A 25,662-nucleotide genomic window follows, 5' to 3' on the forward strand; every position below is an offset into this window, starting at 1 on the left:
TCCCGTCGGCCCGCCGGTGGCTCACGTCTCCGTGCGGTACATCAGGTCCGTCTCGTGAGTCGTGAAACCGAGGCGCTCGTAGACCGACACCGCGGCCTTGTTGTCGGCGTCGACGTACAGCATCGCGGTGGGCAGGCCCTGCCCCTCCAGGTGCCGCAGGCCGATCGTGGTGAGGGCCTTGCCCAGGCCGCCGCCCTGGGTGTCGGGGCGGATGCCGAGGACGTACACCTCGCCGAGCCCCTCCTCCGCGTGCACCTTGGTCCAGTGGAAGCCGATCAGCTCGCCGTCCCGCTCGGCGAGGAAGAAGCCGGCCGGGTCGAACCACGGCTCGGCCTTCCGGTCGTCGAGGTCCCGCTGGGTGAGCGAGCCCTGTTCGGGGTGGTGGGCGAAGGCGGCGGCGTTCACGGCGAGCCAGGCCGCGTCGTCCCGCCCGGGCACGAAGGTGCGCACGCTCACGCCCTCGGGCAGGCGCGGCTCCGGCAGCTCCAGACCGGCCAACGGGCGCCGCATCTGCCGCAGCTCGCGGAAGAGGGAGAGCCCGAGCACCTGCGCGAGATGCCGGGCGGCGGAGTGACCGCCGTGCGCCCAGATGCGCAACCGCTTGCCGGAGGCGGCGAGCAGGGCGGAGCCCAGGGCCCGCCCGTGGCCCTGCCCCCGGTGCGAGGGGTGGACGACCAGTTCGGCGGCCGGCGGCTCGACCGGGTCGGTGCCCTCCAGCTGGGCGTAGCCGACGAGTTCACCGTCGCCGACGGTGAGCAGGAGGTGCGCGACGCCCTCCCGCGCGGGCCCGCGCAGCTGCAGCCGGCCCTGCTCGGACACGGCGTGCTGTCCGTCGTTCCGGGCCGCCTCGGTGAGCAGGGCGAGGACGGCGTCGGTCTGCTCCGGCGTGAGTTCGGCGAGGGTCTCGATCGAGCGGGGGCGGCCGGGCCGCACAGTGTCGTCGCTGGTCATGCATACGAGAGTAAGGGGCGGGCGGGGCGGAGGGGCGGCAGTGGGCGAGGAGGAGGAAGGGGGTGAAGTTAAACCAGGTCGTAACCCGGAAGCCCCTGTCGCGCTACGCGCGTTGACTCTAGGCTGCTGCGCCGACGAGCCGTCTCCTCAGCGGCTCGCGCCACGCACACCCACAGGGGGGCGCATGCCAGCCACAGCACAGTCGCACCAGCCGCGTCGCAGACGCCGTACGAGCCGGCTCCTCGTCGCAGCAGCCACCGTCGTCACCGCCGGGGCGCTCGCCGCGGCGGCCCTGCCGGCCTCGGCGAGCACGGGCGGAGGCGCCCGGGACCACGGCGGCCATGGCAAGGGCCACGGTCATGGCCACGGCCGCTATCAGGACGTCCAGCTCCTCTCCTTCAACGACCTGCACGGCAACCTGGAGCCGCCCGCCGGTTCCTCCGGCCGGGTCACGGAGCACCAGCCGGACGGCACGACGAAGACGATCGACGCGGGCGGCATCGAGTACCTCGCCACCCACCTGCGCGAGGCCCGCAAGGGCAACCGCTACTCCATCACCGCCGCGGGCGGCGACATGGTCGGCGCGTCCCCCCTCCTGTCCGGCCTCTTCCACGACGAGCCGACGATCGAGGCGCTGAACAAGCTCGACCTGGACGTGACGAGCGTCGGCAACCACGAGTTCGACGAGGGCGCCAAGGAACTGGCCCGCCTCCAGAACGGCGGCTGCCACCCCACCGAGGGCTGCTACACGGACAAGGAGTTCAAGGGCGCCGACTTCCCGTACCTGGCGGCGAACGTCCTGGACGAGAAGACGGGGAAGCCCATCCTCAAGCCCTACTGGGTGTGGAAGCAGCGGGGCGTCAAGGTCGGCTTCATCGGCGTCACCCTGGAGGGCACTCCGGACATCGTCTCGGCCGAGGGCGTGAAGGGCCTGAAGTTCAAGGACGAGGTCGAGACGATCAACAAGTACGCCAAGGAGCTGCAGCGCCAGGGCGTGAAGTCGATCGTCGCGCTCATCCACGAGGGCGGCTTCCCGGCCTCGTCCTCCTACAACTACGACTGCGACTCCCCGGGCGCGGGCGACGGCATCTCGGGTCCGATCGTCGACATCGCCAAGAACATCACCCCGCAGGTCGACGCGCTGGTCACCGGCCACACCCACAACGCGTACGTCTGCACGATCCCCGACCCGGCGGGCAACCCGCGCATGGTCACGTCGGCCTCGTCCTTCGGCCGCCTGTACACGGACACCACGCTGACGTACGACCGCGCGACGGGTGACATCGCCCGTACGTCGGTGAAGTCGGCGAACCACGTGGTGACGCGCGACGTTCCCAAGGCGCCGGACATGACCCGCCTGATCGACAAGTGGAGCACCCTCGCCGCCCCGATCGGCAACCGCCCCATCGGCTACGTCTCCGCCGACATCGACCGGAACGGCACCGAGTCCCCGCTGGGCGACCTGATCGCCGACGCGCAGTTCGCGTACGGCAAGACGCAGGACCCGGAGACCGACCTGGCCCTGATGAACCCGGGCGGCATCCGTGCCCCGCTGACCTACGCGGCCTCGGGCGCCGAGGGCGACGGTGTCGTCACGTACGCAGAGGGCTTCACGGTCCAGCCCTTCGCCAACACGGTGAACCTCAAGGACTACACGGGTGCCCAACTGATCCAGGTCCTCAAGGAGCAGGTCAGCGGCCCGAACGAGGCGTCCCCGAAGATCCTCCAGATCTCGTCCGGCCTCACCTACACCCTGGACCTGACCAAGTCGGGCGCGGACCGCGTCGTCACGGACTCCATCCGCCTGAACGGCGCCCCGATCGACCCGGCCGCCACCTACCGCGTCGCGTCCAACAGCTTCCTCGCGGGCGGCGGCGACGGCTTCACCACGCTGGGCGAGGGCACGAACGAACTCGTCGGCGCGGACGACCTGGCGGCCTTCGAGCAGTACCTCACGGCCAACTCCTCGGCCACCGACCCGATCGCACCGCCGGCGGCGGACCGGATCACGGTCGTGCAGTAGGCGTCTGCCCGCCGCATCCGAGACGGGGCCCGGTGTCCGCATGGTGCGTACACGGGGCCCCTCTTCAGCTTCGTCCGTCCCACCAGGTCGATCGTCCTGACGGGCGAGGAGGACCTCTACCCGCCGGGCTTCCCCACCGTCGACATCGATGCCCCCGGCAAGCCGGGCTGCCACCGACGCCGCTCAGCCGTCGAAACGCTCCCGCGCCCCCTCGATGTGACCGAGGTTCCGCTGGGTCCACTCGCAGATCGCGTCGACCGTGGCGCGCAGGGCGCGGCCCGGCTCGGTGAGGGTGTACTCGACCTTCGGCGGCACCGTCGGGTGCACCGTGCGGTCGACCAGGCCGTTGCGCTCCAGCATGCGCAGGTTCTGGGTGAGCATCTTGTGGCTGATGCCCTCGACCTCCCCGCGCACCTCGCTGAAGCGCAGGGTGCGCTCACCGAGGGCCTCGATGATCAGGAGCGCCCACTTGTTGGCGACGTCCGAGAAGATCTCCCGTGCCAGGGAGTCCGCGCGTCGCAGGTCCGCGTCCTCGGGCAGGCCGTTGAGCTGCTGTTTGGTCACCATCAGGTTCCTCAGTCACCGAAAAGTGCGTTCTTCCAGGTCAGTCGCCACTCTCCTACAGTTCCCGAGTAACCACAAGAGAGTGGATCGGAAAGGGCGAGCACCATGACCACCCACGATGTCTTCCGCTACGACGTGCCGGCCGAGGACGACTTCGGCTACTCCCAGGCGATCAGGTCGGGCGAGCTGGTCCATGTCTCCGGGCAGCTCGCGTTCGACGAAGCGGGTGAGTTCCGCGACGAGCACGACTTCGAGGCCCAGCTCCGGCGCACCCACGCCAACATGGACCGGGTCCTGGACCACTACGGAGCCACCCGCAACCAGATCGTGTCGCAGACCCTGTACGTCGTGGACCTGCGCCACCACGCCGCCGCTGCGGCGCGGGGCAACCTGGCGTACTTCGGCGGGCACCGCCCGGCGAGCACGGTCCTCGGCGTGACGGAGCTGACCCTGCCCGGTCAGATGGTCGAGATCGCCTTCGTCATCGATGCGAGGCTGCCTGCCTGACGTCCCCGTCCGGCGGCGGCACCGGTGCCCCGGGCAGCCGGACGGTGGCGGTCGTACCGTCGCCGTCGGCCGGTTCCAGGGTCACCTGGCCGCCCGCCTGCTGCACCGTCCGCGCCACGATCGACAGGCCCAGACCCGAGCCGGGCAGCGCGCGGGCGCTCGGGGAGCGCCAGAAGCGGTCGAAGACGTGGGGGAGTTCGTCGGCGGGGATGCCGGGGCCGTGATCGCGGACGGTGAGGACGCCGTCGGCGAGGCGTACGTCGATCGTGCCGCCGTCCGGGCTGAACTTCACCGCGTTGTCCAGGATGTTCACCACCGCGCGTTCCAGCGCGGCCGGTTCCGCCCGTACGTACCAGGGGTGTACGTCCGCGTTGATCGTCAGCTCCGGGCCGCGCAGCCGGGCCCGGCGCAGGGCCGACTCGACGACGTCCTGCCAGGCGAGGATGCGGGTGCGGCCCTCGTGCTGGCCGGTGTCGGGGCGGGAGAGTTCCTGGAGGTCGCCGATGAGTGCCGCCAGCTCCGTCATCTGGGCCTTGACCGAGGCGAGGAGCGCCTTGCGGTCGGCCTCCGGGATCGGGCGGCCGGTCTCCTCACTGCGGGTGAGCAGCTCGATGTTGGTGCGCAGGGAGGTGAGGGGGGTGCGCAGTTCGTGGCCGGCGTCGGCGATCAGCTGCTGTTGCAGGTCGCGGGAGCTGGCCAGGGACGAGGTCATGCTGTTGAAGGACCGGGAGAGGCGGGCGATCTCGTCGTCGCTGTCGTCCTCGACCGGGATGCGGACGGTGAGGTCCTCGGTGCGGGCGACGTGTTCGACGGCCCGGGTGAGTTCGTCGACGGGACGCAGGCCGGTGCGCGCGACCCACAGCCCGGCGACGCCGGCGCCGAGGACACCCACACCGGCGACGACCACGAGGACGAGAGCGAGGTTGCTCAGGGAGCTGTTCACCTCGTTCAGCGGGCGGGCGGCGGAGACGGCCACGCCGCTCAGATCGGGCACGGTGTAGGTGAAGACGCGGTACTGGGCGCCGTCGGACCCGGTGGCGTCGTGCAGCGCGTCGGAGGACGTGCCCTCGGCCACGGCGTGGTCGGCGTCGGTGAGCGGGACCTCCTCCGTGCCGATGATGAGGCAGCTTCCGCCCTGCCGGTCCACGAGCTGCACGGACGAGCCGAAGGGGTTCTGTTCGTGTGTGACGGGGTCGTGGGCACACAGGCCGGTGCGCAGGTTGAGGTACTGGCTCACCTGGTTCCGGTCCATGCGATTCGCCTTGAGCGCCTCGTCCAGCGAGCTGACCAGCACGCTCTTGACCACGAACCAGCACGCGACCGCCGCCGCCGCCACCGCGAACGCCACCGCCGCCGCCACCAGCAGCGACAGCCGCGCCCGGATGGGCAGGGCGCGGACCCGGCGGGCGAGGGAGGTCACTCGGCGCCGCCCTGCCGCAGGACGTAGCCGACGCCGCGGACGGTGTGCACGAGGCGCGGCTCGCCGCCCGCCTCGGTCTTGCGGCGCAGGTACATGACGTACACGTCGAGGGAGTTCGAGGACGGTTCGAAGTCGAAGCCCCAGACGGCCTTCAGGATCTGCTCCCGGGTGAGGACCTGGCGCGGGTGCGCCATGAACATCTCCAGCAGGGTGAACTCGGTGCGGGTCAGCTCGACCGGGCGCCCGGCCCGCGTGACCTCGCGTGTGGCCAGGTCCATGGTCAGGTCGGCGAAGGCGAGGGTGTCCTCGTCGTCGGCGGTGGCCTCCACCGCCGCCGCGTAGGAGCTGCGGCGCAGCAGCGCGCGGATGCGGGCGAAGAGTTCGTCCAGCTCGAAGGGCTTGACCAGGTAGTCGTCGGCCCCCGCGTCCAGGCCGGTCACCCGGTCCCCGACCGTGTCGCGGGCCGTCAGCATCAGGATCGGGGTGAGGTCGCCCGCGCCGCGGATGCGGCGGGCGGCGGTCAGGCCGTCCATGCGGGGCATCTGGATGTCCAGGACGACGAGGTCGGGACGGTACGCGGCGGCCTTCTCCAGCGCGTCGGCGCCGTCGACGGCGACCTCGGTGCCGTAGCCCTCGAAGGCGAGGCTGCGCTGGAGGGCCTCGCGGACCGCCGGCTCGTCGTCGACGATCAGGATGCGCTGGGTCTCACGGTCACGGTCGCCGTCTGCGGGGCTCATGGTCTCGGGATCCTCGGATGCGGTGGGTACGGGAGCTGCCAACGCCTTCAGCGTCGCACGTTCTCGCCCCCGGTCAGTTGCTCGCACCCGCCCGCAGCTCGGGCAGGTCCGCCTTCACCGTGTTGATCGGGATGGCGAAGCCCAGGCCCACGCTGCCCGCGCTCGCGGAGGACTCGGCCGCCGAGTACATCGCGGAGTTGATGCCGATGATGTTGCCGTTCATGTCGATCAGGGCGCCGCCGGAGTTGCCCGGGTTGAGGGACGCGTCGGTCTGGATCGCCTTGTACGTCGTCGTGGACGAGCCGGTGTCGCCGTTGAACTGCTGCCCGCCGAACTCGAACGGCCACTGGCCGCCCTGCCGCTGCTGCTGTTGCTGCTGGCCCTCGTCCGTCGAGACGGTCACGTCGCGGTCGAGCGCGGAGACGATGCCGCTGGTCACGGTGCCGGTCAGGCCCTCCGGGGAGCCGATCGCCACGACCTGCTGGCCGACCGCGAGGGAGTCGGAGTCGCCGAGGGTGGCGGCCTTGAGGCCGGAGGCGTTCTCCAGCTTGATCAGCGCGAGGTCCTTCTTGCTGTCGGTGCCGACGACCTCGGCGGTGTACTGCTTGCCGTCGTTCGTCGTCACCTTGACGGACGAGGCGCCGGCGACGACGTGGTTGTTGGTGACGATCTCGCCGTCGTCGGTGATGATCACGCCGGAGCCGGTGGAGGAGCCGGCGTTCGAGGTGGCGTTGATCTCGACGATGCTCGGGCTGACCGCCTTCGCGACGCCGGAGACCGTGCCCTTCTGGCTGGAGGGCACCACGTTGGTGCTGGTGGAACTGGAGGCGACGGTGTCGCTGCCGGTCAGCTCCTGGATACCGAACGCGGTGCCGCCGCCGACCGCGGCCGCGACGATCGCCACGGCGACGAGCAGGGCGGCGGGGCCGCGCCGCCTGGCCGGGCGCTTGCCGTGCGGCGGCTCGGGCAGGGGCTGCGCGGGGTGGTTCCCGGGCGGCTGCGCCGGCGGGGGCGGCCACTCCGGGCTGACGGGAGAGGAGGCGTGCTGGTGGGTTCCCTGGTACGGGTTCGCGTGCTCGTACTCGCCGCTCGGGCGGAGGCTCTCGGTCATGTTCATGAGCTTCCCGCCCCCGGATGAGAGCGGCCTGAGCGCTGTCTGAGAAGCCCGGCAGAACCTCGTATGCCCGATATAAAGGCGCCCGCCGCGGGGGGTGTGGGGGGCGTGGAGGGAGGCTAAGCGCAGCCGCAGGACTGGCGGACCACCAGCTGCGACGGGAACACCTTCAGCCGCTCGCGCCGGGAGCCCGCCACCCGCAGACCGTCGTCGAGGACCAGGTCCACCGCGGCCCGCGCCATCGCCGAGCGGTCCGAGGCGACCGTGGTCAGGGGCGGGTCGGCGAGATCCGCCTCCTTGATGTCGTCGAAACCGGCCACCGCCAGCTCGCCGGGGACGTCGATGCGCAGCTCGCGGGCCGCGCGCAGCAGGCCGATCGCCTGGTCGTCGGTGGAGCAGAAGATCGCGGGCGGGCGCTGCGGTCCGGAGAGCAGTTCGAGTCCCACGCGGTAGGCGTCGTAGCGGTTGTACGGCGCCTCGAAGAGCCGGCCCTCGGTGGAGAGCCCGGCCTCCTTCATCGCGCGCTTCCAGCCCTCGACGTGGTCGGAGACCGGGTCGCCGACGGACGGGGTCTCGGCGGTGCCGCCCATACAGGCGACGTACGCGTACCCGTGCTCCAGCAGGTGGCGTACGGCGAGCTGGGCACCGCCCAGGTCGTCGGTGACGACGGCGACGTCGTCGATGGCCTCGGGGCGCTCGTGCAGCAGGACCACCCGGGCGTCCCAGGCGTCGATCTCGGCGGCGGCCAGGTCGTTGAGGGCGTGGCTGACCAGGATCAGCCCGGAGACGCGCATGCCGAGGAAGGCGCGCAGGTAGTGGACCTCGCGTTCGCCGACGTAGTCGCTGTTGCCGACGAGGACCATTTTCCCGCGCTCGGAGGCGGCCCACTCGACCGCGTGCGCCATCTCCGCGAAGAACGGCTGGCGCGCGTCCGGCACGATCAGCCCTATGAGGTCCGTGCGCCGCGACGCCATCGCCTGGGCGACCCGGTCCGGGCGGTACCCCAGTTCCTTGATCGCGGCGAGGACACGCTCGCGCGTGGCCGGGGCGACCGGCCGGGGTCCGTTGTTGATGACGTAGCTGACGACGGCGGTGGAAGTCCCCGCCAGCCGCGCCACATCGTCCCGAGTCACCTTGGCCACGCGCGGAGTCTACGCGGATGGATCCGCTCCGGGCAGGGCGTATCACACCTTGGATGACCTTGCGTCCGCCGCCTCGGTCTGCTCGGCGGCCGCCTTCTCGGGCTTCCCGGCCTGCTCGCTCTTCCCGCTGCTCCCGCTGCTCCCGCTCTTCTCGCCCTTCTCGGGTTTGTCGGTCTTCTCCGGCGTCACGAAGCGGTAGCCGACGTTGCGGACGGTGCCGATCAGCGACTCGTGCTCGGGGCCGAGCTTGGCGCGCAGCCGCCGTACGTGCACGTCGACCGTGCGGGTGCCGCCGAAGTAGTCGTAGCCCCACACCTCCTGGAGCAGCTGGGCGCGGGTGAACACGCGGCCCGGGTGCTGGGCGAGGTACTTCAGCAGCTCGAACTCCTTGAAGGTCAGGTCCAGGACCCGGCCCTTGAGCTTCGCGGAGTACGTCGCCTCGTCCACCGACAGGTCGCCGTTGCGGATCTCCATGGGGGAGTCGTCGCCGCCGAGCTGCTGGCGGCCGGTGGCCAGCCGCAGCCGCGCCTCGACCTCGGCGGGGCCGGCGGTGTCGAGGAGTACGTCGTCGATGCCCCAGTCGGCGGTGACGGCGGCGAGACCGCCCTCGGTGACGATGAGGACGAGGGGGCAGCTGAGGCCCGTGGAGCGCAGCAGCTGGCACAGGCTGCGGATCTGGGGGAGGTCGCGGCGGCCGTCGACGAGGATGACGTCGGCGCCGGGGGTGTCGACGAGCGCGGGGCCCTCGGCGGGGGCGACGCGTACGTTGTGCAGCAGCAGGCCGAGGGCGGGGAGCACCTCCGTCGACGGCTGGAGGGCGTTGGTCAGGAGCAGCAGAGAACTCATCGAGCCCCACCTGCCTGGGACGGTTTGCGGTCGTGCCCGGTTCGCTCGCCCATAACGTCTGGTTCCTCCTGGGTCCCTGCGAGGACGTGGCGGCACTGCTTCTTACTCGGGTGCGTCCGGGAGGTGAATGCCCGGCGACCGCCCGACGACCGCCCGGCATCGCTCCCGAAAGCACAAAAGGACCCGGGGGCTACGTTGCCCGAGTCCTCTGCCCAGCAGAATAGCCGACATGAGCAACCGACCGGCGGGTCATGTGGCGCGTTCCACCCGTCGTCCAGACAATCGTCCGCATCCCGAGACGCCCCGGGGAGCGCCGCGCCGCACACCCGCGCGCACCTTCCTCCGTACGGCCGACGGCGTTGCCGTCGATGCCGTGTACGAGCCGGGACCGACCGGACGCGACCCCTCTGACCTGGTGTTCGTCGTCGCGCACGGGTTCACGGGGGACGCCGACCGGCCGCACGTACGGCGGATCGCGGCGGCGTTCGCGCGGCACGGTGCCGTCGTCACGTTCTCCTTCCGGGGACACGGAGCCTCCGGCGGACGGTCCACGGTCGGGGACCGCGAGGTGCTCGACCTGGCCGCGGCGGTCGCGTGGGCGCGCGGCTTCGGGCACGCACGCGTGGTGACCGTCGGCTTCTCCATGGGCGGCTCGGTGGTCCTGCGGCACGCCGCGCTGTACGCCGGCGACGAGGAGGCCGGCACGGACGCCGTGGTGTCGGTCAGCTCCCCCGCCCGCTGGTACTACCGGGGCACGGCACCCATGCGCCGGCTGCACTGGCTGGTGATGCGCCCCGCCGGGCGCCTGGTGGGCCGCTACGGACTGCGCACCCGTATCCACCACCGCGACTGGGACCCGGTGCCGCTGTCGCCGGTGGAGGCGGCCGGACGGATCGCGCCGACGCCGCTGCTCGTCGTGCACGGCGACCGGGACGGCTACTTCCCCCTCGACCACCCCCGGATGCTGGCCGAGGCGGCCGGTGACCACGGCGAACTCTGGCTGGAACCCGGCATGGGCCACGCCGAGAACGCCTCGGACGCGGCGCTGCTGCACCGCATCGGCGACTGGGCGGTGGCGGCGGCGGGCTAGCCTGAGCTTGTTCATCGCCGACGACTAAGGAACGAGATGGCAAAGGTCACGGTGCGCTACTGGGCCGCCGCGAAGGCCGCGGCGGGGGTGGCCGAGGAGCCGTACGACGCGGCGACGCTCGCCGACGCGCTCGACGCGGTGCGCGAGCGCCACCCCGGCGAACTGACGCGCGTGCTGCTGCGCTGCTCGTTCCTGGTCGACGGCGACCCCGTGGGCACCCGCGGGCATGAGACGGTACGGCTGGCCGAGGGCGGCACGGTCGAGGTGCTCCCGCCGTTCGCAGGAGGGTGAGCGATGACCGACCAGCCGCATCAGCCGTACGGACAGCAACCGTACGAGGGATACGACGCGCAGGCGTGGCCCGGGCAGCAGCCGTACCAGCCGTACCAGGGCTACGGCGAGCAGCAGCCGGACCCGAACGCCGGCCAGTACACGCAGCAGTGGCAGGGGCAGACCTGGGAGACGCAGGTGCAGCCGCCGGTCTCCGTGGAGGAGACGGCGTACCTGCCGCCGTACGCCCAGCCACAGCCTGAGCCGTACCCGCCGCAGGGGTACGCCCAGCCGCAGCCGCAGCCGTATCAGTCCGCGGCCCAGCCGTACGCGCAGCAGCCGCAGCCGCAGCCGCAGCCGCAGCAGTACGAGCCCCCCGCGCCCGTGTCCGCACCTTCCCCGGCCTCCGCTTCTCCCTCCCCCTCCCCCTCCGCCCCCGCCTCCGCCTCCGACGAGCCGGGTTACGGCCCGGCGACCGTCGCCGGGAACACCCGGATCACCGACGCGCAGCGGGCCCGGGCCGAGGGGCGTTCGCCGATCATCGACCCGGGCATGCAGCCGGCCGGTCTCACCGCGCTGCTCGGGCTGCTGCTGTCCGGCGCGGCGGCGCTCGGCACGTACGCCCTCCTCGTCCCGCTCGTCGTCCTGCAGGCGGTCACCGCGGCGGGCTGGTTCCGGCTGAACGGCATGTGGCCCGCCCGGCAGGGCATCGCGCTGGGCTTCCTGGGAGCGCTCGCCGCCGACGTGGCGCTGCTGGTGTCGGACCGCTCCCCGGCGGCGATCCTCGGCACGCTCGGGGTGTGGGTGCTGCTCTCCCTCGTCCTCCAGCTCCGCTCGCACGCCGACCCCGACGAGCGGATGTACGGCCTGATGGCGACGATCGCCGCGGCGGCCCTGGCCGTCGTCGCGGGCGGATACCTGGCCGCCGACGCGGACGCGGTGGCGGTCGGCGGGATCGCAGTGGCCGTCGCCGCCGTGGCCCGTGCGCTGCCGTTGCCGACCCCGGCGTCCGTGGTCGTCGCGCTGCTCGCGGCGGCCGGTGCGGGGATCGCGGTCGGTCCGATGACGGACTTCGGGGCGTCGGGTGCGCTGCTCGGCGCGGGCGCGGCGGTCTGCGCGCTGATCGGCCTGCGGGTCGCGGCGTACGACTACCCCTCCCGCTTCGTCCACTTCACGGCGGGCGTGGCCCTGCCCCTCGCGGCGGCGGCACCGGCCGTGTACGTCCTGGGCCGGGCCCTGGCCTGAGCCCCGGCGGCGCACCGTCACAGGTGTCGGCGCCCCCTGTCACAGGTGTTCGACAAAGCCCGGCGGTGCCCGCGGCCCGCGCTACGCTCGCGCTGGACGGCCGCCGGTCGTCGGGTCCGCCGCCGTCGAGCACCCAGGGTTGGGAAACACCGCATGCGCGCACTGCGAATACTGTTGATCGTCGTCGTGATCCTGGGCGGCCTCTTCGTGATCGCCGACCGTGTCGCCGTCAACTTCGCCGAGGACGAGGCGGCGGACAAGCTCCGCAGCACCGAGAACCTGCCCTCGACGCCGGACGTCTCCATCAACGGCTTCCCCTTCCTCACCCAGCTCGCCGGCGGTTCGCTGGACGACGTGGAGGTCGGCATCGACGACTACCAGGCGTCCACGGGCAACGGCGACGAGAAGATCCGCATCGCCGAGCTGCGCGCACACATGAAGGGCGTCGAGTTCTCCGGCGACTACAGCTCCGCGACGGCGGCCAGCGCCACCGGCACCGCGACCGTCGGCTACGACGAGCTGATGAAGGCCGCCAAGTCCGAGCCCACGGAGATCGCGCCCGGCATCTCGGCCAAGGTCGTCGGCCTCTCCGACGGCGGCAACGGGAAGATCAAGGTCTCGCTCCAGGCCACGATCCTCGGTGTCGAGGTGCCCGAGCCGATCGAGGTGCTCAGCTCCGTCAAGGTCAGGGACGACGACGTCGAGGTGGTCGCCGACGGGCTGCCGACGATAGGGGGCAGGCAGTTCGCCGAGTCCCGCATCCGGGCCATAACCGACTTCCAGCAGACCATCGACGAGCTGCCGGGCGGCATCACCCTGGACAAGGTCGAGGCGGCGGCAGACGGCGTCGAGATCACGGTGAAGGGTTCGGACGTCAAGCTGGCCGGGTAGGGCCAAGGGGGCGCCCCGGCGGCCGGTGGCACGGACCGCTGACCCTGCGTCCGACTGGCGAGACGACGCCGTCCGTACCGCAGATGCGGCACCGCCACCCCCGCCTCCTCGGCCGTCCGGGGTGAGGGGCCGGGGCCTTTGCGTCCCACTGTCCGGACGATCCCGTCTCATGATGCGACACATCGGTGACACGGCCCGCCCCCAATCCTTACGATCGGGACCTATGAAGCAACAGGCGGATCTCACGAAGCGGCGGGCAGTGGACCTGTGCCGCGTTGCCGCCATGCTCTGTCGCACCTTCTGAGGCGGACGGCGACGTCGCCGTCCGTGTCCCCCTCATCCCCCGCCCGCCCGGCCTGCCCCGGGCATCCGCGCGCCGCGCCGCCGTCCGGTCCGGGCGCGCACACCCTCGCACCGCACGCCCCGCCGCCAACTGCCCCGGAGGAGAAAACATGAGCCGCAGCGACGTCCTGGTCGACGCCGACTGGCTGCAGGACCACCTGGACGACCCGACCATCGCGATCGTCGAGGTGGACGAGGACACGTCCGCCTACGAGAAGAACCACATCAAGAACGCGATCCGGATCGACTGGACCCAGGACCTCCAGGACCCGGTCCGCCGCGACTTCGTCGACCAGGAGGGCTTCGAGAAGCTCCTGTCGGAGAAGGGCATCTCCAACGACCACACCGTGGTCCTCTACGGCGGCAACAACAACTGGTTCGCGTCCTACGCCTACTGGTACTTCAAGCTGTACGGTCACGACGCCGTCAAGCTCCTCGACGGCGGCCGCAAGAAGTGGGAGCTGGACGCCCGCGAGCTCGTCGCCGGCGACGACGTGCCCCAGCGCGCCACCACCGACTACAAGGCCAAGCCGCAGAACACCGCGATCCGCGCCTTCCGTGACGACGTGGTTCAGGCGATCGGCACCCAGAACCTGGTCGACGTCCGCTCGCCCGACGAGTTCTCCGGCAAGCTGCTCGCCCCGGCCCACCTCCCGCAGGAGCAGTCGCAGCGTCCGGGCCACGTCCCGTCCGCCCGCAACATCCCGTGGTCGAAGAACGCCAACGACGACGGCACCTTCAAGTCGGACGAGGAGCTGAAGCAGCTCTACACCGACGAGCAGGTCGACCTGGCGAAGGACACCATCGCCTACTGCCGCATCGGCGAGCGCTCGGCCCTGACCTGGTTCGTCCTGCACGAGCTGCTGGGTGTGGAGAACGTCAAGAACTATGACGGCTCCTGGACCGAGTACGGCTCCCTCGTCGGCGTGCCGATCGAGCTCGGCGCCGCGAAGTAAGCGACACGGGTACGGCACCCGCCGACCTTTCCCAACACACCTCAGGAGTAACGACATGTGCGGAGCGAAGGCCGGCGGCCCCGACGCCTCGACGATCAAGCCCGGTGAGACCACGATCCAGGGTCAGGTGACCCGCGACGGCGAGCCGGTGACGGGCTACGTCCGTCTGCTGGACGCCACCGGCGAGTTCACCGCGGAGGTCCCGACCTCCGCGACGGGCCAGTTCCGCTTCTACGCGGCCGAGGGCACGTGGACCGTACGCGCGCTCGTCCCGGGCGGCACCGCCGACCGCACGGTCGTCGCCCAGCAGGGCGGCCTCGCGGAGGTCGCGATCGCCGTCTGACGGCAGGCACGGCGCGCATGGCACGTACGGCGCGCAACGGCGGAGGGGCCGCACCCACCGGGTTGGACGCCTGGGGTGCGGCCCCTCCGGCATGCCGGGGCGTACCGGGGACGCCGGGCCTACGCTGGAGGTATGTACGCACGGCGGCGGCACGTCTACTTCGCCATGATGGGCACCTGCATCGTGCTCTTCGTCCTGGCCTGGGGAGTCGTGCGCATCTGGTCCGTCCCGGCGGCCGTGGGCCTGTGCGTGTTCGCGATGCTCATCCCCCCGGTGGCCGCGGTGGTCGCCAACCGGCGCGGCCCGGACGACCGCTGGTGGGACGACCCGTCCGGTGACGCCCAGTCGGACGAGTGGTGGGACGAGCTGGACGGCAAGAAGCGCCACTAGGGGTGCCGTTCGGATCCTCCCGGGCCCGGCCCCCGGCGCGTCAGTGGCGGGGGCCGGGGGAGCCCGGGGACGGCCGGACGTTCTCGGGGGAGGCGAGGGGGGCGGGGACGGCGCCGTGGCGGCGTTGGCGCCGGCCGTACTCGGTGATGGCTTCCCACAGGTCGCGCCGGTCCACGTCGGGCCAGTAGCCGGGGGTGAAGTACAGCTCCGCGTAGGCGGCGTGCCAGGGCAGGAAGTTGGAGGTGCGCTGTTCGCCGCCGGTGCGCCACAGCAGGTCCACGTCCGGCATGCCGGGGTGGGGCAGGTGGCGGACGAAGTCGTCCTCGCCGAGCTGGTGGGGGTCCAGGTCGCCGTCGCGGGCCGCCCGCGCGATCGCCGCGGCGGTGCGCACGACCTCGTCCCGGCCGCCGTAGTTGATGCAGACGGTGAGCGTCAGCCCGGTGCGGTCGCGGGTGCGGTGCTCGTCGAGCCTCAGCGAGTGGACGAGGTCCTCGGGCAGCCGGTCGGGGCTGCCGGCCCAGCGCTGGTGCACGTCCAGGTCGCGGACGGAGTTCTCGGCCAGCTCCCCGCGGAGGGTGGCGATCAGCTCCGAGATCTCCTCCCTCCCGCGTTTCCAGTTCTCGGTGGAGAGCGTGTAGAGCGTGAGGTGGCGCAGGCCGATCTCCAGGGCGCCGTAGACCACCTCGTGCGCGGCGGCGGTGCCGGCGCGGTGCCCTTCGGAGCGGGGCAGGCCGCGCTGCTCGGCCCAGCGGCCGTTGCCGTCCATGATGACCGCCACGTGGGCGGGCATCCGGTCGGCGGCGATCCGCGGGGGCTTGGCGCCGCCGGGGTGCGGGGGCGGCGGTCGCAGCCCGGTGTCCGCCGCCGGGCGGGGGAGGCCGGCCGTGCCGGACGGGCGTCGGGGACCCGGCGCGGTGGGCGCGTTCAGGGGGGTCAGGCTCCAGGCCAGGGCGGATCGGACGCGGGCGGGCACCAGGACCCGGGCGCGGGCCGCGACCGACGGGCGCGGAACCCGCTTCAGCACGGCGGCTCCCGCCGCCTCGACGGCGTCGAGCTGGGTCCGCAACAACGCCGCGGCCGTGTCGAGGACGACGGCCGGCCCGGGGTGCATGCCCCGGGTCAGCGGCCGACTGACCACCCGCCGCCGGGCCAGTGCCGTCAGGTCCGCGACCAGCGCCGCCACGGCCGGGCTCCACCGCCCCGCGAGCAGGTCCTCCTCGGCGCCGGGGAAGCGGTCCATGGCCTCCCGCGGGATCGGGAGGCGGTCGTGGGCGAGGTCGGTGCTCAGGTCGGTGAGGGTGTCGGTGAGCTGGGCGCCGTCGACGAAGCGCTGGTAGTCGGCCTGCCGGTCCAGCCGGAACGTCACCGGCACGCCGGCCCGGTCGAACAGGTGGAGGACCTGGTCGACCCAGGGCACCAGGGCCCGGTTGCACCAGGCCCGCCAGGCGGCCCAGTCGTCGAGGCGCAGCCCGTGCACGTCCTCCCGTGTGCGGACCATGGCGTCGCGCAGGCCGCCCAGGTCCAGGCGCCACCGGTCCGCCGCGTCCACCAGGGCGCGCCGGACCGGGTCCGAGCCTGCGCCCACCGCCTGGTCGTGCCGCAGCGCCTGCGTCCACGCCTCGACCCGGGCCGCGCGCTCGGCCGCCGGCACGTCCGGTACGTCCGCCAGGTCGTCGAGGACACTGGCGGCCGCCCACAACGCCCAGCACGCCGGGCGCAGTTCGGCAGGCATCAACTGGACGAGCGCGTGGATGCCGGGGTCCTCCCGGCGCGTGGTGCGGCGGCACACCCGGTACGCCGCCCGCAGGGCCGGGGCCTCGGCGGTCAGCGCCCGGGCGGGCGCCGGGCGGGGCCGCGTCGGCCCGGAGGCGTCGTGGGGGGCGGGGGTGGAGCGCGGGGTCGTGGACATCTCGGGAAGGGACCTCAGGGTGTTTCCGTGTCGGCCGTGGCCGTCGGCGCGGCGGCGCGGCGTGGCGCGGGAAGAGCGGCGGCGGGGCTGTCCGGCCCGGGACCGGGCGACTGCGGGCCGGCGGGCAGCGTGCTGCGCGTGCGGCGGCAGAACCCCAGCAGCGCGACCAGGGCGGCGGCCGCGAACCAGGCGAACTCGATGGCCAGATGGCGTGGCACCGCGGAGGTGGAGAACCCCGCCGCCGTGCTGGCCTGCATGGCGCCGTAGGAGGGGAGGAAGCGCATCACCGGACTGTCGGCCCCGGAACTGGAGATCGGGTTCTGCAGCGCGAGGTCGATGACGCTGGTCATGACGATGGCGAACATGCCCTCGACCTCCCGGCGCAGCACCGAGCCGAAGCCCACGCCGAGTGCGCCGTAGGTGAGACCGGCGCTGAACAGCGCGGCGGCCAGCAGCAGCGGCTGGCGGGGGGACCACGCCAGGCAGGTGACCGCGGTGGCGTAGGCGGCGACCACCGCGGAGATGAGACCGAGCGCGGTGACCTTGGCCAGGACGAGGTGGACGCGGGGGTAGCCGGCCATGGCCAGCCGTCGGTCGAAGCGGTTGCCGGAGAACGTGGCGGAGAACATCATGAACCCGGTGATCAGGGTGATCGCGTTGAGGGCGCCGCTGATCTCGGTCAGCTCGTTGCCACGCGGGGTAAGCCTCTCGCCCGTGGCGTGCAGTTGCAGGGCGGCCGGGGTGTCGGGCATCGCCAGGTAGGCGAGCGTCGTCCACAGGGGGACGAAGAGGATCACCAGCACCATGGCGAACCGGTTGCGGCCGTGCTCGGCCAGCGCGAAGCCGGTGGCCAGAGTGAACCGTGACAGGTGGAACCTCATGCGGCCACCGCCCCGTCCCGGCCGAGGAGCCCGCCGTCCAGGCGCCACAACTTGTCCAGGCGGCCGGTGTCGTACGCCAGGTGGGAGACGACCAGGACCGAGCGCCCCGCGTCACGCAGGCGTGCGGCCAGGTCCCAGAACCGCTGGTAGGTGTCCCAGTCGAACCCCTGGTACGGCTCGTCCAGCAGCAGCACCTGCGGATCGTGCATCAGCGCCAGCGTCACGTTCAGCTTCTGCCGCGTCCCGCCGCTGAGCACGCCGGCCTGCTCACCGGCGTAACCGGTGAACCCCAGCATGTCCATGATCTCCTCCGCGTACCGCAGGTCGGCCAGGCGGTAGGCCCTCTGGAAGAACCTCAGGTGCTGCCGGACGGTGAGCGCGTCGTTGAGGACCACGTGCTGCGGGCAGTAGCCGAACCGTCCGCCGTGGCGGACCACGCCCCTGGCGGGCCGCAGCTCACCGGAGAGGATCCTCAGCAGGGTCGACTTGCCGGCGCCGTTCTCACCGACGATCCCGCACAGGGACCCCGGCCGGAGCCGCAAGTCCACGCCTCGCAGGACCACCCGCCGACCGTAGGCGTGGTGCACGCCCTCGACATCCATGCCCGACATCCCCACCAATCCCGCCATGGCCCCGCGCCGCCCCCTTAACGGCCGAGGGGACCGGAACGACACGGTTGCCCGGCCGTCGCGCGGCCGGCGACCCCCGCCCCGCGGCCGGGCGCACCCCGGTCTCCCCGGCGGCGGAGCCCGGAGCGGCAGGCCGGAGGCCGGGTACGGGGGGCGCCGCACCGCGTACGGCGAGGACGCGGGGCGTACGGCGAGGACGCGGGGCGGACGGCGGCCGGGGCGCGGCACGCCGGCCGGGGCCGGGGTTCCTTCGCCCGGCCCCGCGGCCGTCGACGACGGTCCCGGCCGCTATGACCGGCCGGTGTGGCTCCCGTCGTCCGGCGTGCCCATGCCCCCGAGGAGGCTGCGCAGGCAGCGCACCGCCAGGTCGGCGGGGGAGCCGGGGCCCTGGGTGGCCGCCTCGGTGCCGGACCAGGTCTCCAGGGCGATCCGGATGGCGTCGGTGGCGGCGGCGGCGATCAGGCGCACCTCCAGCGGCTCCCGGCGGCCGTCCGCCAGCCGGGCGATGACCGGGACGAGCAGCTCCTCCGACTCCTGGTTCACGCGGTACCAGACGGCGCGCAGAGCGGGGTCGTCCGCGGCGGCGCGCAGCAGGCCGCGCGTGCGCAGCAGCGCCTCGACGGCCTGCGGGTCCGGTGTCGCCAAGGCCTGTTCGACCGCGTCGCGCAGGGCCGGGCCCAGCGCGTCACCCGGCCGTGCCCGGGCCAGCAGTGCGCGCCAGCGGTCGGCGCCGACCGTGAGCAGCGGGCCGACGGCGTCCTGCTTGGAGCGGAAGTACCGGTAGAAGGTCCGCAGCGCGACCCCCGCCCGCCGGGCGATGTCCTCCGCGGTCGTGGCCTCCGGGCCTCGCGTGGCGAAGAGCTCTGCCGCCGCGTGCGCGATGTCGAGCTGGGTGGCGGCCTTGCGGCGTTCGGTCAGCGACGGGGGAGGCGGCTCGGTGCTCACCCCAGAAGCGTACGGCCTGCGACCACCGGACGGCACGCCGTGACGTTGTGGCAAAACGTGCCACCAAGGCGTACGGTGACGCACATGAACCACCTGCATCGTTACGAAGGCCGCCGCGCGCTCGTCACCGGCGGCGGATCGGGCATAGGCCAGGCCACCGTGCTGCGGCTGCTCGCCGAGGGCGGCTCCGTCGTCGCGGCGGACGTCAGCGAGCCGGGTCTGAAGGACACCCTGGACAAGGCCGGGGCGGACGCGGACCGGCTCACCACGCTCGTCGTCGACATCGCGGACGAGACCTCGGTGCGCGAGGGCGTCCGGGCGGCGACCGACGCGCTGGGCGGACTGGACGTCCTGGTCAACGCGGCCGGCATCCTGCGCTCCTCGCACACCGAGCAGACCGGCCTCGCCGACTTCACCCGCGTCCTGACGGTGAACCTCGTCGGCACCTTCCTGGTGATCCGCGAGGCGATCCCGGCGCTGCTCGACGGCCGGGACGCGGCCGTCGTCAACTTCAGCTCGACCTCGGCGGCGTTCGCGCACCCCTACATGGCGGCCTACGCGGCGAGCAAGGGCGGCATCCAGTCCATGACCCACGCCCTGGCCGGCGAGTACGCCGGACGCGGCATCCGCTTCACCGCCGTGCAGCCGGGCTCGATCTCCTCGGGCATGACGGACGGCAGCGGGGCCAGCGGGCAGAGCGTCGGCCCCGGGCTGCCCGAGGACGCCGACATGGCCCTGTTCGCGAAGCTCTCCCCGGCGCTCGGCCAGGGGTTCGCCGGCCCGGAGACGGTCGCGTCGGTCGTCGCGATGCTGGCCTCCGAGGACGGCCGGTTCATCACCGGCACCGAGATCCGCGTCGACGGCGGCACCCACTTCTGAGGGCGTCGCCCCGGGATCCCGGAAAGGAAAGGTACGCACCATGCACGACCTGACCGGCAAGAACGTGATCGTCACCGGCGGCGCCCGCGGCCTCGGCGCGGCAGCCGCCCGGCAGGCGGTCGCCGCCGGAGCCCACGTCCTGATCACCGACGTCCTGGACGAGGACGGCGAGCGCACCGCCCGCGAACTCGGCGACCGCGCCCGCTTCCTGCACCACGACGTGACCTCGGAGCGGGACTGGCGGCGGGTCGCCGACTTCGCCGTCACCGAGTTCGGGGCGCTGCACGGCCTGGTGAACAACGCCGGCATCTCGACCGGCAGCCTGCTGGAGGCGGAGTCCGTCGAGCACTTCCGCAAGGTGCTCGACGTCAACCTCACCGGTGTCTTCATCGGCATGAAGACGGCGATCCCCGCGCTGAAGGAGGCCGGCGGCGGGTCGATCGTCAACATCTCCTCCGCGGCCGGCCTGACGGGCCTCGCCCTCACGGCCGGCTACGGCGCCTCCAAGTGGGGCGTGCGCGGCCTCACGAAGATCGGCTCCGTGGAGCTGGGCACCGCCCGCATCCGCGTCAACTCCGTGCACCCGGGGATGACGTACACCCCGATGACCGCGGCCACCGGCATCGAGCAGGGCGAGGGCAGGTACCCCAACACGCCCATGGGCCGGGTCGGGGAGCCCGAGGAGATCGCCGGCGCGGTCGTCTTCCTGCTCTTGGACGCCGCGTCGTACGTGACCGGTGCCGAACTCGCGGTGGACGGCGGCTGGACCGCCGGTCCGACCGTCGCGTACGTCATGGGGCGGTGAGCCCCGGCGGGGACGCGGGCCGGCGTCCCCGCGATGCCGTCAGTAGACGAGCGCCTGGGTGTCGTCGGCCAGGGCCTCCTGCACGAAGACCTGCGCGCCCGCGATCCGCACGCCCTCGATGACGTCCTTCTCGGTGAGGTCGCGCCGGGCCGCGCACTGGGTGCACAGCGTCACCCGGCCGCCCGCCAGGAGCGAGTCCAGCAGGTCGGGCAGCGGCGCGGCGTGCGGCAGCTCGAACTCGGCCGCGCGCCCCGGCACCGCGAACCAGGCGGACTCCCCGGTCAGCCACAGCGACACGTCGACGCCGCTGGCCACGGCCACCGCCGCCACCGTGAACGCCTGAGAACACCGCTCGGGCGCGTCCGCCCCCGCCGTCACCTTGATCACGAGCTTCTTCGCCATGCCGGAAGCGTAGCCCGCGCGGGGGTCGTCAGAACCGCGAAGGTGATCGTCACCAGCGGCGTCGCGACGCACAGCACGGTGGGACGGGCCGCCGACGGTGGCACCGTCCAGCCGTGCGCCGCCGGTGCCGGGCCCGGTGCCGACGGGACGGGCCTCGGCGGGCGGCTCATCCCGCGCGCTCCTTGCGCCGGTTGCGGGCGCAGGACGTTCGCGTCCGACACCGCGCCGTGGTCGAACGCGCGCGGGCGGTCTCCCGCCGGCCGGCGGGAGAGGCGCGGGCGGCGCAGCCGGGGACGGGCAGGGGCGGCCGGTCCAGTTCGCCGGGGGCCCGGGACGTGGCGAGCGTGCGCTCGTTCGCGGCGCGCAGACTCGCCCCGAGGCGCTCGCGGTCGGTCGCGGGGCGCGGCGCGGCCGGCTCCGCCTCCCCCTCCCGCCCGCCCCCGAGGGACCGGAGCATCACGCGCGACCCGCGGTGACCCCGGTACCGGTGCTGCGCACATCACTGCGCGACGTGGAGGCGTGGCGGGAGCAGCCGGCCCGCTTGGCCGAGACGGCCGAGCGCCCGGACATCACTCTCCAGGTGCTGCCTTGCAGGGCGGGCCCGCACGGTCTGATGAACACCGCGGTGAAGTTCCTGCGGCTGCCGAACGGCCGCGTCGTCGCCTGTACGGAGAACGCGACCTGCGCGGCGAGCGGCGGCGAGTGCGTCGAGGTCGTCGCCCCCGACCTCCCCTCCCTCGTCCCCGTCCGCGGCAGCGAGGATCCGTCCCGCGGCGCGCTCCTGTTCACGGCGCCCGCGTGGGCCGCCTTCGTGGGCGGAGTCCGACGGGAAGCGGGCGAAGGGGCCGCGTAAGCTGGGGGCGGCCCTGTCGTATGCCCCCCGCTCAAGGAGCACCCCGTGGAGATCTTCTTCGAAGCCCTGCTGGTCCTGGTCTGCGTCGGCGTTCTCGCCTTCGCCGGTCTGACCGTGAAGAAGCTGTACCAGGGCCAGCGCTGATCACCGACGCCAGGAAGTAAGTCCGATCATGATCGAGATCCCGTCCGACCTGCACAAGGACCTCGTCCCCCTCGCCTTCCTCCTCGGGAACTGGGCGGGCGCGGGCGTGCACGACTTCCCCGGCGCCGAGAAGTGCAACTTCGGCCAGGAGGTCTCCTTCACCCACGACGGCCGGGACTTCCTGGAGTACCAGTCGCACACCTGGGTGCTGGACAACGACGGCAACAAGGTCCGCCCCCTGGAGTCCGAGCACGGCTTCTGGCGCATCGACGCCCACCGCAAGGTAGAGGTCACGATGACCCGCGACGACGGCGTCATCGAGATCTGGTACGGCGAGATGGCCGACAAGAAGCCCCAGATCGACCTGGTCACGGACGCCGTGGCGCGCACCGCGGCCTCCCAGCCCTACACCGGCGGCAAGCGGCTGTACGGCTACGTCAAGAGCGACCTGATGTGGGTCGGCGAGAAGCAGACCCCCGAGGTCGAGCTGCGCCCCTACATGTCGGCGCACCTGAAGAAGGTCGTCACCCCGGAGGACGTCGAGCGCTGGGCCAAGGCCCTGCCGGACGACATGCCGGACGACGGGATCGCTTTCTTCAAGTAGTCCTAGACTCGTGGTGTGGTGAGCACCGACTGGAAGAGCGACCTCAGACAGCGTGGCTACCGGCTGACCCCGCAGCGGCAGCTGGTGCTCGAAGCCGTGGACACCCTGGAGCACGCGACCCCGGACGACATCCTCGGCCAGGTGCGCAAGACCGCCTCCGGGGTCAACATCTCCACCGTGTACCGCACGCTGGAGCTGCTGGAGGAGCTGGGCCTGGTCAGCCACGCCCACCTCGGGCACGGCGCTCCCACCTACCACCTGGCCGACCGGCACCACCACATCCACCTGGTCTGCCGGGACTGCACCCACGTGATCGAGGCCGACCTGTCGGTGGCCGCCGACTTCACCGCCAAGCTGCGCGAGCAGTTCGGCTTCGACACGGACATGAAGCACTTCGCGATCTTCGGCCGGTGCGAGAGCTGCTCCCTGAAGGGTTCAACTACCGACTCGTAAGCGAGTCGTAGGCTGGGCGTATGAAGAGCCCTCTGCTGTCCCTGCCCGGCGCCGTTCCCGCCGAGGGCGTGGACGAAGGCGTCGCCGCCCACTACGGCGACCTGTTCCGCGAGCAGCGTGCCCTCGCCGACGGCACCGGCTTCGTCGACCTCTCCCACCGCGGTGTCGTCACCGTCACGGGCGAGGACCGGCTGAGCTGGCTGCACCTGCTGCTCACCCAGCACGTCAGCGACCTGCCGCCCGGCCGGGCCACCGAGGCGCTGATCCTCTCGGCGAACGGCCACATCGAGCACGCCCTGTACCTCGTCGACGACGGCACCACCGTCTGGGCCCACGTCGAGCCCGGCACCCAGGAGGCGCTGATCGCCTACCTGGAGTCGATGAAGTTCTTCTACCGGGTCGAGGTCGCCGACCGCACCGCCGACACCGCCGTCGTGCACCTGCCGGCCGGTTCGATCGCCCAGGCCCCCGCCTCCGCCGCCGTCCGCGAGACGCCGTACGGCCGTGACCTGTTCCTGCCGAGGGAGGAGCTGGAGGCGTTCGCCGCCCAGGCGGGGCCCGCGGCCGGCATCCTCGCCCACGAGGCGCTGCGCGTCGAGCAGCACCGCCCGCGCCTCGGCTTCGAGACCGACCACCGGACCATCCCGCACGAGCTGGGCTGGATCGGCACCGCCGTGCACCTCCAGAAGGGCTGCTACCGCGGCCAGGAGACCGTCGCCCGGGTGCAGAACCTCGGCAAGCCGCCGCGCCGGCTGGTCTTCCTGCACCTGGACGGCAGCGAGGTCCACCTGCCGCCGAACGGGGCGGAGATCCGCCTCGCCGACGACGGGCCCGACGGCCGGAAGATCGGCTTCGTCACCACGTCCGTGCGCCACCACGAGCTGGGCCCGGTCGCCCTCGCCCTGGTGAAGCGGAACGTGCCGGTGGACGCCCGGCTGACGGCCGAGGACACGGCGGCCGCGCAGGAGACCGTCGTCGAGCCCTGAGGGGCGGGGCTCAGACCTCCACGAGAACCGTGAACGGGCCGTCGTTCGTCAGGGAGACCCGCATCTGCGCGCCGAAGCGGCCCGTCGCCACCGTCGCGCCCAGCGCGCGCAGCCGCGCGACGACCTCGTCGACCAGCGGTTCGGCGACGTCGCCGGGCGCGGCGGCGTTCCAGGTGGGCCGGCGGCCCTTGCGGGCGTCGCCGTACAGGGTGAACTGGCTGATGACCAGGAGCGGGGCGTCCACATCGCTGCACGACTTCTCGTCGTGCAGGATCCGCACCGACCAGAGCTTGCGGGCCAGCTGCGCCGCCTTCTCCTTGGTGTCCTCGTGGGTGACCCCGACCAGGACGCACAGGCCCTCGCCGTCGATCGCGCCCACGGTCTCGCCGTCCACGACGACGCTCGCGCCGTCCACCCTCTGCACCACTGCACGCATCCCGCAATGATGCCGTGCGCCCCCCGGGTGTGGACGGGCGGGCCCGTAGGGGGTTTTTTTCACTCCCTAACCCCCCATCTGGGGCCGATCGGGGCCTATCGGGGGCACTCGGTCACATAGTGGCCGCGCGGGGTGGCACGATGCTCCCAGACGCCGGGCGAGGGGACGGTTGAGGCACATGAGCACACCGAGTACAGGGCGGTCGTTCGGGACTGCATCGTTGACATGTCCGGGCGGGGCCGGTGGTTCCGGGGGGCCGGGCGGACCGGCCGGTCTGGAGACGCCCAGGGCGCCCGTGCAGCGCACGGACAGTCCGGAGCTGCCGAAGGACCCCCCGGAGCGTGACCTGACCGCGCTGAGCCTGCCGGAGCTGCGCACGCTGCGCCGGGACGCCCAGCGCGAGGAGGCCGACCTCAGCTACGTACGGCGGCTGCTGCAGGGGCGTATCGACATCCTGCGCGCGGAGCTGGCGGAGCGCGGATCGACGAAGTCGTCGGCCGTGGTCACCACCGCGGCGACCGGGTCCGTGGTCGAGCGGCTCTCGGAGATCCTGGCCGACGCACCGGCCCGGCAGCGTTCCTCCGCCCGCCACGTGACGCTGGCCACTCCGCGCAGCGAGGAGTGCCGGCGGCTGGCCGCGGAGATGCTCGGCGAGGTGGAGCTGTCCGACCTGACGGCCCGCACCGACGGGGAGCTGGCCGCCGGGATGGGGCGGCTCGTGCGCTACGAGCAGCAGGTTTCCGGGAACCGGCAACGGCTCCAGCGCACGGCGGACGGCTGCAGCGCGGAGATCGCACGCCGGTACCGTGAAGGGGAAGCACACGTCGACGACCTGCTGGTGTGACACGGGGGGCGGCCATCCGCACCGCCTCCGGGGCCCGGTGATCCCGGGCCGTCGCAGTGGG

Annotated in this window: 29 protein-coding genes; 16 read left to right on the top strand and 13 right to left on the bottom strand. The window is 72.7% G+C overall.

The annotated features are described in order from the left end of the window. Positions 1–21: 21 nt before the first annotated feature. Complete coding sequence (gene mshD / locus NI25_RS21225; protein ID WP_061443960.1) at positions 22–951, bottom strand: mycothiol synthase; 930 nt, start codon at positions 949–951, stop codon at positions 22–24. A 184-nt stretch (positions 952–1,135) separates the two neighbouring features. On the opposite strand from mshD, the gene NI25_RS21230 reads away from it, so the two are divergent. Continuing rightward, a complete protein-coding gene (locus NI25_RS21230) occupies positions 1,136–2,974 on the top strand; it encodes a bifunctional metallophosphatase/5'-nucleotidase (RefSeq protein WP_061443961.1) in 1,839 nt (612 codons plus the stop codon). Between the two features lie 183 nt (positions 2,975–3,157). Here NI25_RS21230 and NI25_RS21235 read toward each other — a convergent pair whose 3' ends face one another. Beyond that, positions 3,158–3,541 (bottom strand): winged helix-turn-helix transcriptional regulator, encoded by a 384-nt coding sequence (locus NI25_RS21235; RefSeq protein ID WP_061443962.1) that lies wholly within the window; start codon positions 3,539–3,541, stop codon positions 3,158–3,160. Between the two features lie 102 nt (positions 3,542–3,643). Between NI25_RS21235 and NI25_RS21240 the strand changes: the two genes are divergently transcribed. Then, on the top strand, positions 3,644–4,045 hold the full coding sequence (locus NI25_RS21240) for a RidA family protein (protein WP_061443963.1): 402 nt from the start codon (positions 3,644–3,646) through the stop codon (positions 4,043–4,045). Here NI25_RS21240 and NI25_RS21245 read toward each other — a convergent pair. The 5 genes from NI25_RS21245 to NI25_RS21265 form a co-directional block, all read right to left on the bottom strand. After that, entirely contained in the window at positions 4,020–5,465 is a 1,446-nt protein-coding gene (locus tag NI25_RS21245; protein ID WP_061443964.1) for a sensor histidine kinase, read from the bottom strand. The genes NI25_RS21240 and NI25_RS21245 overlap by 26 nt on opposite strands. After that, positions 5,462–6,202, bottom strand: coding sequence for a response regulator transcription factor (locus NI25_RS21250; protein ID WP_061443965.1), 741 nt, complete (start codon positions 6,200–6,202; stop codon positions 5,462–5,464). Before NI25_RS21250 ends, NI25_RS21245 begins: the two co-directional genes overlap by 4 nt. Positions 6,203–6,275: 73 nt before the next feature. Further along, positions 6,276–7,313 (bottom strand): S1C family serine protease, encoded by a 1,038-nt coding sequence (locus NI25_RS21255; RefSeq protein ID WP_199560987.1) that lies wholly within the window; start codon positions 7,311–7,313, stop codon positions 6,276–6,278. A 122-nt stretch (positions 7,314–7,435) separates the two neighbouring features. After that, complete coding sequence (locus NI25_RS21260) at positions 7,436–8,458, bottom strand: LacI family DNA-binding transcriptional regulator (protein ID WP_107071787.1); 1,023 nt, start codon at positions 8,456–8,458, stop codon at positions 7,436–7,438. Between the two features lie 42 nt (positions 8,459–8,500). Next, positions 8,501–9,304 (bottom strand): winged helix-turn-helix transcriptional regulator, encoded by an 804-nt coding sequence (locus tag NI25_RS21265; protein ID WP_061443968.1) that lies wholly within the window; start codon positions 9,302–9,304, stop codon positions 8,501–8,503. Positions 9,305–9,533: 229 nt separating this feature from the next. Between NI25_RS21265 and NI25_RS21270 the strand changes: the two genes are divergently transcribed. From NI25_RS21270 to NI25_RS21300, 7 genes are all read left to right on the top strand, one after another. Next, complete coding sequence (locus tag NI25_RS21270; protein WP_199560989.1) at positions 9,534–10,394, top strand: alpha/beta hydrolase; 861 nt, start codon at positions 9,534–9,536, stop codon at positions 10,392–10,394. Between the two features lie 36 nt (positions 10,395–10,430). Next, entirely contained in the window at positions 10,431–10,685 is a 255-nt protein-coding gene (locus tag NI25_RS21275; protein ID WP_030403605.1) for a MoaD/ThiS family protein, read from the top strand. 3 nt (positions 10,686–10,688) lie between these two features. Beyond that, a complete protein-coding gene (locus tag NI25_RS21280) occupies positions 10,689–11,909 on the top strand; it encodes a hypothetical protein (protein WP_061443970.1) in 1,221 nt (406 codons plus the stop codon). A 153-nt stretch (positions 11,910–12,062) separates the two neighbouring features. Further along, the gene (locus tag NI25_RS21285) at positions 12,063–12,800 is read left to right on the top strand and encodes a DUF2993 domain-containing protein (protein ID WP_061443971.1); all 738 of its coding nucleotides are present in this window, start codon (positions 12,063–12,065) and stop codon (positions 12,798–12,800) included. 452 nt (positions 12,801–13,252) lie between these two features. Continuing rightward, positions 13,253–14,098: a sulfurtransferase gene (locus NI25_RS21290; RefSeq protein ID WP_061443972.1), complete on the top strand. Its 846-nt coding sequence runs from the start codon at positions 13,253–13,255 to the stop codon at positions 14,096–14,098. Positions 14,099–14,153: 55 nt separating this feature from the next. After that, a complete protein-coding gene (locus NI25_RS21295) occupies positions 14,154–14,441 on the top strand; it encodes a DUF1416 domain-containing protein (RefSeq protein WP_030187974.1) in 288 nt (95 codons plus the stop codon). Positions 14,442–14,573: 132 nt separating this feature from the next. Next, positions 14,574–14,831 (top strand): DUF3099 domain-containing protein, encoded by a 258-nt coding sequence (locus NI25_RS21300; RefSeq protein WP_061443973.1) that lies wholly within the window; start codon positions 14,574–14,576, stop codon positions 14,829–14,831. Between the two features lie 40 nt (positions 14,832–14,871). Here the strand turns inward: NI25_RS21300 and uppS are convergent, their stop codons facing one another. From uppS to NI25_RS21320, 4 genes are all read right to left on the bottom strand, one after another. Further along, the gene (gene uppS, locus NI25_RS21305; RefSeq protein WP_061443974.1) at positions 14,872–16,740 is read right to left on the bottom strand and encodes a polyprenyl diphosphate synthase; all 1,869 of its coding nucleotides are present in this window, start codon (positions 16,738–16,740) and stop codon (positions 14,872–14,874) included. 14 nt (positions 16,741–16,754) lie between these two features. Then, complete coding sequence (locus tag NI25_RS21310) at positions 16,755–17,621, bottom strand: ABC transporter permease (RefSeq protein WP_061443975.1); 867 nt, start codon at positions 17,619–17,621, stop codon at positions 16,755–16,757. Next, positions 17,618–18,223, bottom strand: a complete 606-nt coding sequence (locus NI25_RS21315; protein WP_061447013.1) for an ATP-binding cassette domain-containing protein — start codon at positions 18,221–18,223, stop codon at positions 17,618–17,620. Before NI25_RS21315 ends, NI25_RS21310 begins: the two co-directional genes overlap by 4 nt. A 315-nt stretch (positions 18,224–18,538) precedes the next feature. Beyond that, positions 18,539–19,195, bottom strand: coding sequence for a TetR/AcrR family transcriptional regulator (locus NI25_RS21320; protein ID WP_061443976.1), 657 nt, complete (start codon positions 19,193–19,195; stop codon positions 18,539–18,541). A gap of 84 nt (positions 19,196–19,279) precedes the next feature. Here NI25_RS21320 and NI25_RS21325 point away from each other — a divergent pair, with 84 nt between their 5' ends. Together NI25_RS21325 and NI25_RS21330 are read left to right on the top strand one after the other, a co-directional pair. After that, positions 19,280–20,074 carry an SDR family NAD(P)-dependent oxidoreductase gene (locus NI25_RS21325; protein ID WP_061443977.1) on the top strand — a complete coding sequence of 265 codons (795 nt, stop codon included), beginning with the start codon at positions 19,280–19,282 and terminating at the stop codon, positions 20,072–20,074. A 40-nt stretch (positions 20,075–20,114) separates the two neighbouring features. Next, positions 20,115–20,879, top strand: coding sequence for a glucose 1-dehydrogenase (locus tag NI25_RS21330; protein WP_061443978.1), 765 nt, complete (start codon positions 20,115–20,117; stop codon positions 20,877–20,879). 39 nt (positions 20,880–20,918) lie between these two features. Here NI25_RS21330 and NI25_RS21335 read toward each other — a convergent pair whose 3' ends face one another. Beyond that, positions 20,919–21,281 (bottom strand): DsrE family protein, encoded by a 363-nt coding sequence (locus NI25_RS21335; RefSeq protein WP_003974797.1) that lies wholly within the window; start codon positions 21,279–21,281, stop codon positions 20,919–20,921. A gap of 136 nt (positions 21,282–21,417) precedes the next feature. On the opposite strand from NI25_RS21335, the gene NI25_RS40290 reads away from it, so the two are divergent. The 4 genes from NI25_RS40290 (at position 21,418) to NI25_RS21365 (ending at position 24,321) form a co-directional block, all read left to right on the top strand. Next, a complete protein-coding gene (locus tag NI25_RS40290; RefSeq protein WP_420710734.1) occupies positions 21,418–22,134 on the top strand; it encodes a Scr1 family TA system antitoxin-like transcriptional regulator in 717 nt (238 codons plus the stop codon). Positions 22,135–22,306: 172 nt separating this feature from the next. After that, positions 22,307–22,882 (top strand): FABP family protein, encoded by a 576-nt coding sequence (locus tag NI25_RS21355; protein ID WP_061443979.1) that lies wholly within the window; start codon positions 22,307–22,309, stop codon positions 22,880–22,882. 15 nt (positions 22,883–22,897) lie between these two features. Then, the gene (locus NI25_RS21360) at positions 22,898–23,335 is read left to right on the top strand and encodes a Fur family transcriptional regulator (protein ID WP_061443980.1); all 438 of its coding nucleotides are present in this window, start codon (positions 22,898–22,900) and stop codon (positions 23,333–23,335) included. A 20-nt stretch (positions 23,336–23,355) separates the two neighbouring features. Further along, a complete protein-coding gene (locus tag NI25_RS21365; protein WP_061443981.1) occupies positions 23,356–24,321 on the top strand; it encodes a YgfZ/GcvT domain-containing protein in 966 nt (321 codons plus the stop codon). Between the two features lie 10 nt (positions 24,322–24,331). Here NI25_RS21365 and dtd read toward each other — a convergent pair whose 3' ends face one another. Then, positions 24,332–24,757 carry a D-aminoacyl-tRNA deacylase gene (dtd, locus tag NI25_RS21370; RefSeq protein ID WP_061443982.1) on the bottom strand — a complete coding sequence of 142 codons (426 nt, stop codon included), beginning with the start codon at positions 24,755–24,757 and terminating at the stop codon, positions 24,332–24,334. 178 nt (positions 24,758–24,935) lie between these two features. Here dtd and NI25_RS21375 point away from each other — a divergent pair, with 178 nt between their 5' ends. After that, positions 24,936–25,601, top strand: a complete 666-nt coding sequence (locus tag NI25_RS21375; RefSeq protein WP_107071790.1) for an aerial mycelium formation protein — start codon at positions 24,936–24,938, stop codon at positions 25,599–25,601. The last annotated feature ends 61 nt before the right edge of the window (positions 25,602–25,662 follow it).

This window comes from Streptomyces sp. CCM_MD2014 (assembly GCF_000772045.1).
Lineage (GTDB): Bacteria > Actinomycetota > Actinomycetes > Streptomycetales > Streptomycetaceae > Streptomyces > Streptomyces salinarius.

Coding starts and splice junctions, on each gene's coding strand:
- mshD (WP_061443960.1), bottom strand. CDS start 951: ATGACCAGCGACGACACTGTGCGGCCCGGCCGCCCCCGCTCGATCGAG.
- NI25_RS21230 (WP_061443961.1), top strand. CDS start 1,136: ATGCCAGCCACAGCACAGTCGCACCAGCCGCGTCGCAGACGCCGTACG.
- NI25_RS21235 (WP_061443962.1), bottom strand. CDS start 3,541: ATGGTGACCAAACAGCAGCTCAACGGCCTGCCCGAGGACGCGGACCTG.
- NI25_RS21240 (WP_061443963.1), top strand. CDS start 3,644: ATGACCACCCACGATGTCTTCCGCTACGACGTGCCGGCCGAGGACGAC.
- NI25_RS21250 (WP_061443965.1), bottom strand. CDS start 6,202: ATGAGCCCCGCAGACGGCGACCGTGACCGTGAGACCCAGCGCATCCTG.
- NI25_RS21255 (WP_199560987.1), bottom strand. CDS start 7,313: ATGACCGAGAGCCTCCGCCCGAGCGGCGAGTACGAGCACGCGAACCCG.
- NI25_RS21265 (WP_061443968.1), bottom strand. CDS start 9,304: ATGAGTTCTCTGCTGCTCCTGACCAACGCCCTCCAGCCGTCGACGGAG.
- NI25_RS21270 (WP_199560989.1), top strand. CDS start 9,534: ATGAGCAACCGACCGGCGGGTCATGTGGCGCGTTCCACCCGTCGTCCA.
- NI25_RS21275 (WP_030403605.1), top strand. CDS start 10,431: ATGGCAAAGGTCACGGTGCGCTACTGGGCCGCCGCGAAGGCCGCGGCG.
- NI25_RS21280 (WP_061443970.1), top strand. CDS start 10,689: ATGACCGACCAGCCGCATCAGCCGTACGGACAGCAACCGTACGAGGGA.
- NI25_RS21285 (WP_061443971.1), top strand. CDS start 12,063: ATGCGCGCACTGCGAATACTGTTGATCGTCGTCGTGATCCTGGGCGGC.
- NI25_RS21290 (WP_061443972.1), top strand. CDS start 13,253: ATGAGCCGCAGCGACGTCCTGGTCGACGCCGACTGGCTGCAGGACCAC.
- NI25_RS21295 (WP_030187974.1), top strand. CDS start 14,154: ATGTGCGGAGCGAAGGCCGGCGGCCCCGACGCCTCGACGATCAAGCCC.
- NI25_RS21300 (WP_061443973.1), top strand. CDS start 14,574: ATGTACGCACGGCGGCGGCACGTCTACTTCGCCATGATGGGCACCTGC.
- uppS (WP_061443974.1), bottom strand. CDS start 16,740: ATGTCCACGACCCCGCGCTCCACCCCCGCCCCCCACGACGCCTCCGGG.
- NI25_RS21310 (WP_061443975.1), bottom strand. CDS start 17,621: ATGAGGTTCCACCTGTCACGGTTCACTCTGGCCACCGGCTTCGCGCTG.
- NI25_RS21315 (WP_061447013.1), bottom strand. CDS start 18,223: ATGGATGTCGAGGGCGTGCACCACGCCTACGGTCGGCGGGTGGTCCTG.
- NI25_RS21325 (WP_061443977.1), top strand. CDS start 19,280: ATGAACCACCTGCATCGTTACGAAGGCCGCCGCGCGCTCGTCACCGGC.
- NI25_RS21330 (WP_061443978.1), top strand. CDS start 20,115: ATGCACGACCTGACCGGCAAGAACGTGATCGTCACCGGCGGCGCCCGC.
- NI25_RS21335 (WP_003974797.1), bottom strand. CDS start 21,281: ATGGCGAAGAAGCTCGTGATCAAGGTGACGGCGGGGGCGGACGCGCCC.
- NI25_RS21355 (WP_061443979.1), top strand. CDS start 22,307: ATGATCGAGATCCCGTCCGACCTGCACAAGGACCTCGTCCCCCTCGCC.
- NI25_RS21365 (WP_061443981.1), top strand. CDS start 23,356: ATGAAGAGCCCTCTGCTGTCCCTGCCCGGCGCCGTTCCCGCCGAGGGC.
- dtd (WP_061443982.1), bottom strand. CDS start 24,757: ATGCGTGCAGTGGTGCAGAGGGTGGACGGCGCGAGCGTCGTCGTGGAC.
- NI25_RS21375 (WP_107071790.1), top strand. CDS start 24,936: ATGAGCACACCGAGTACAGGGCGGTCGTTCGGGACTGCATCGTTGACA.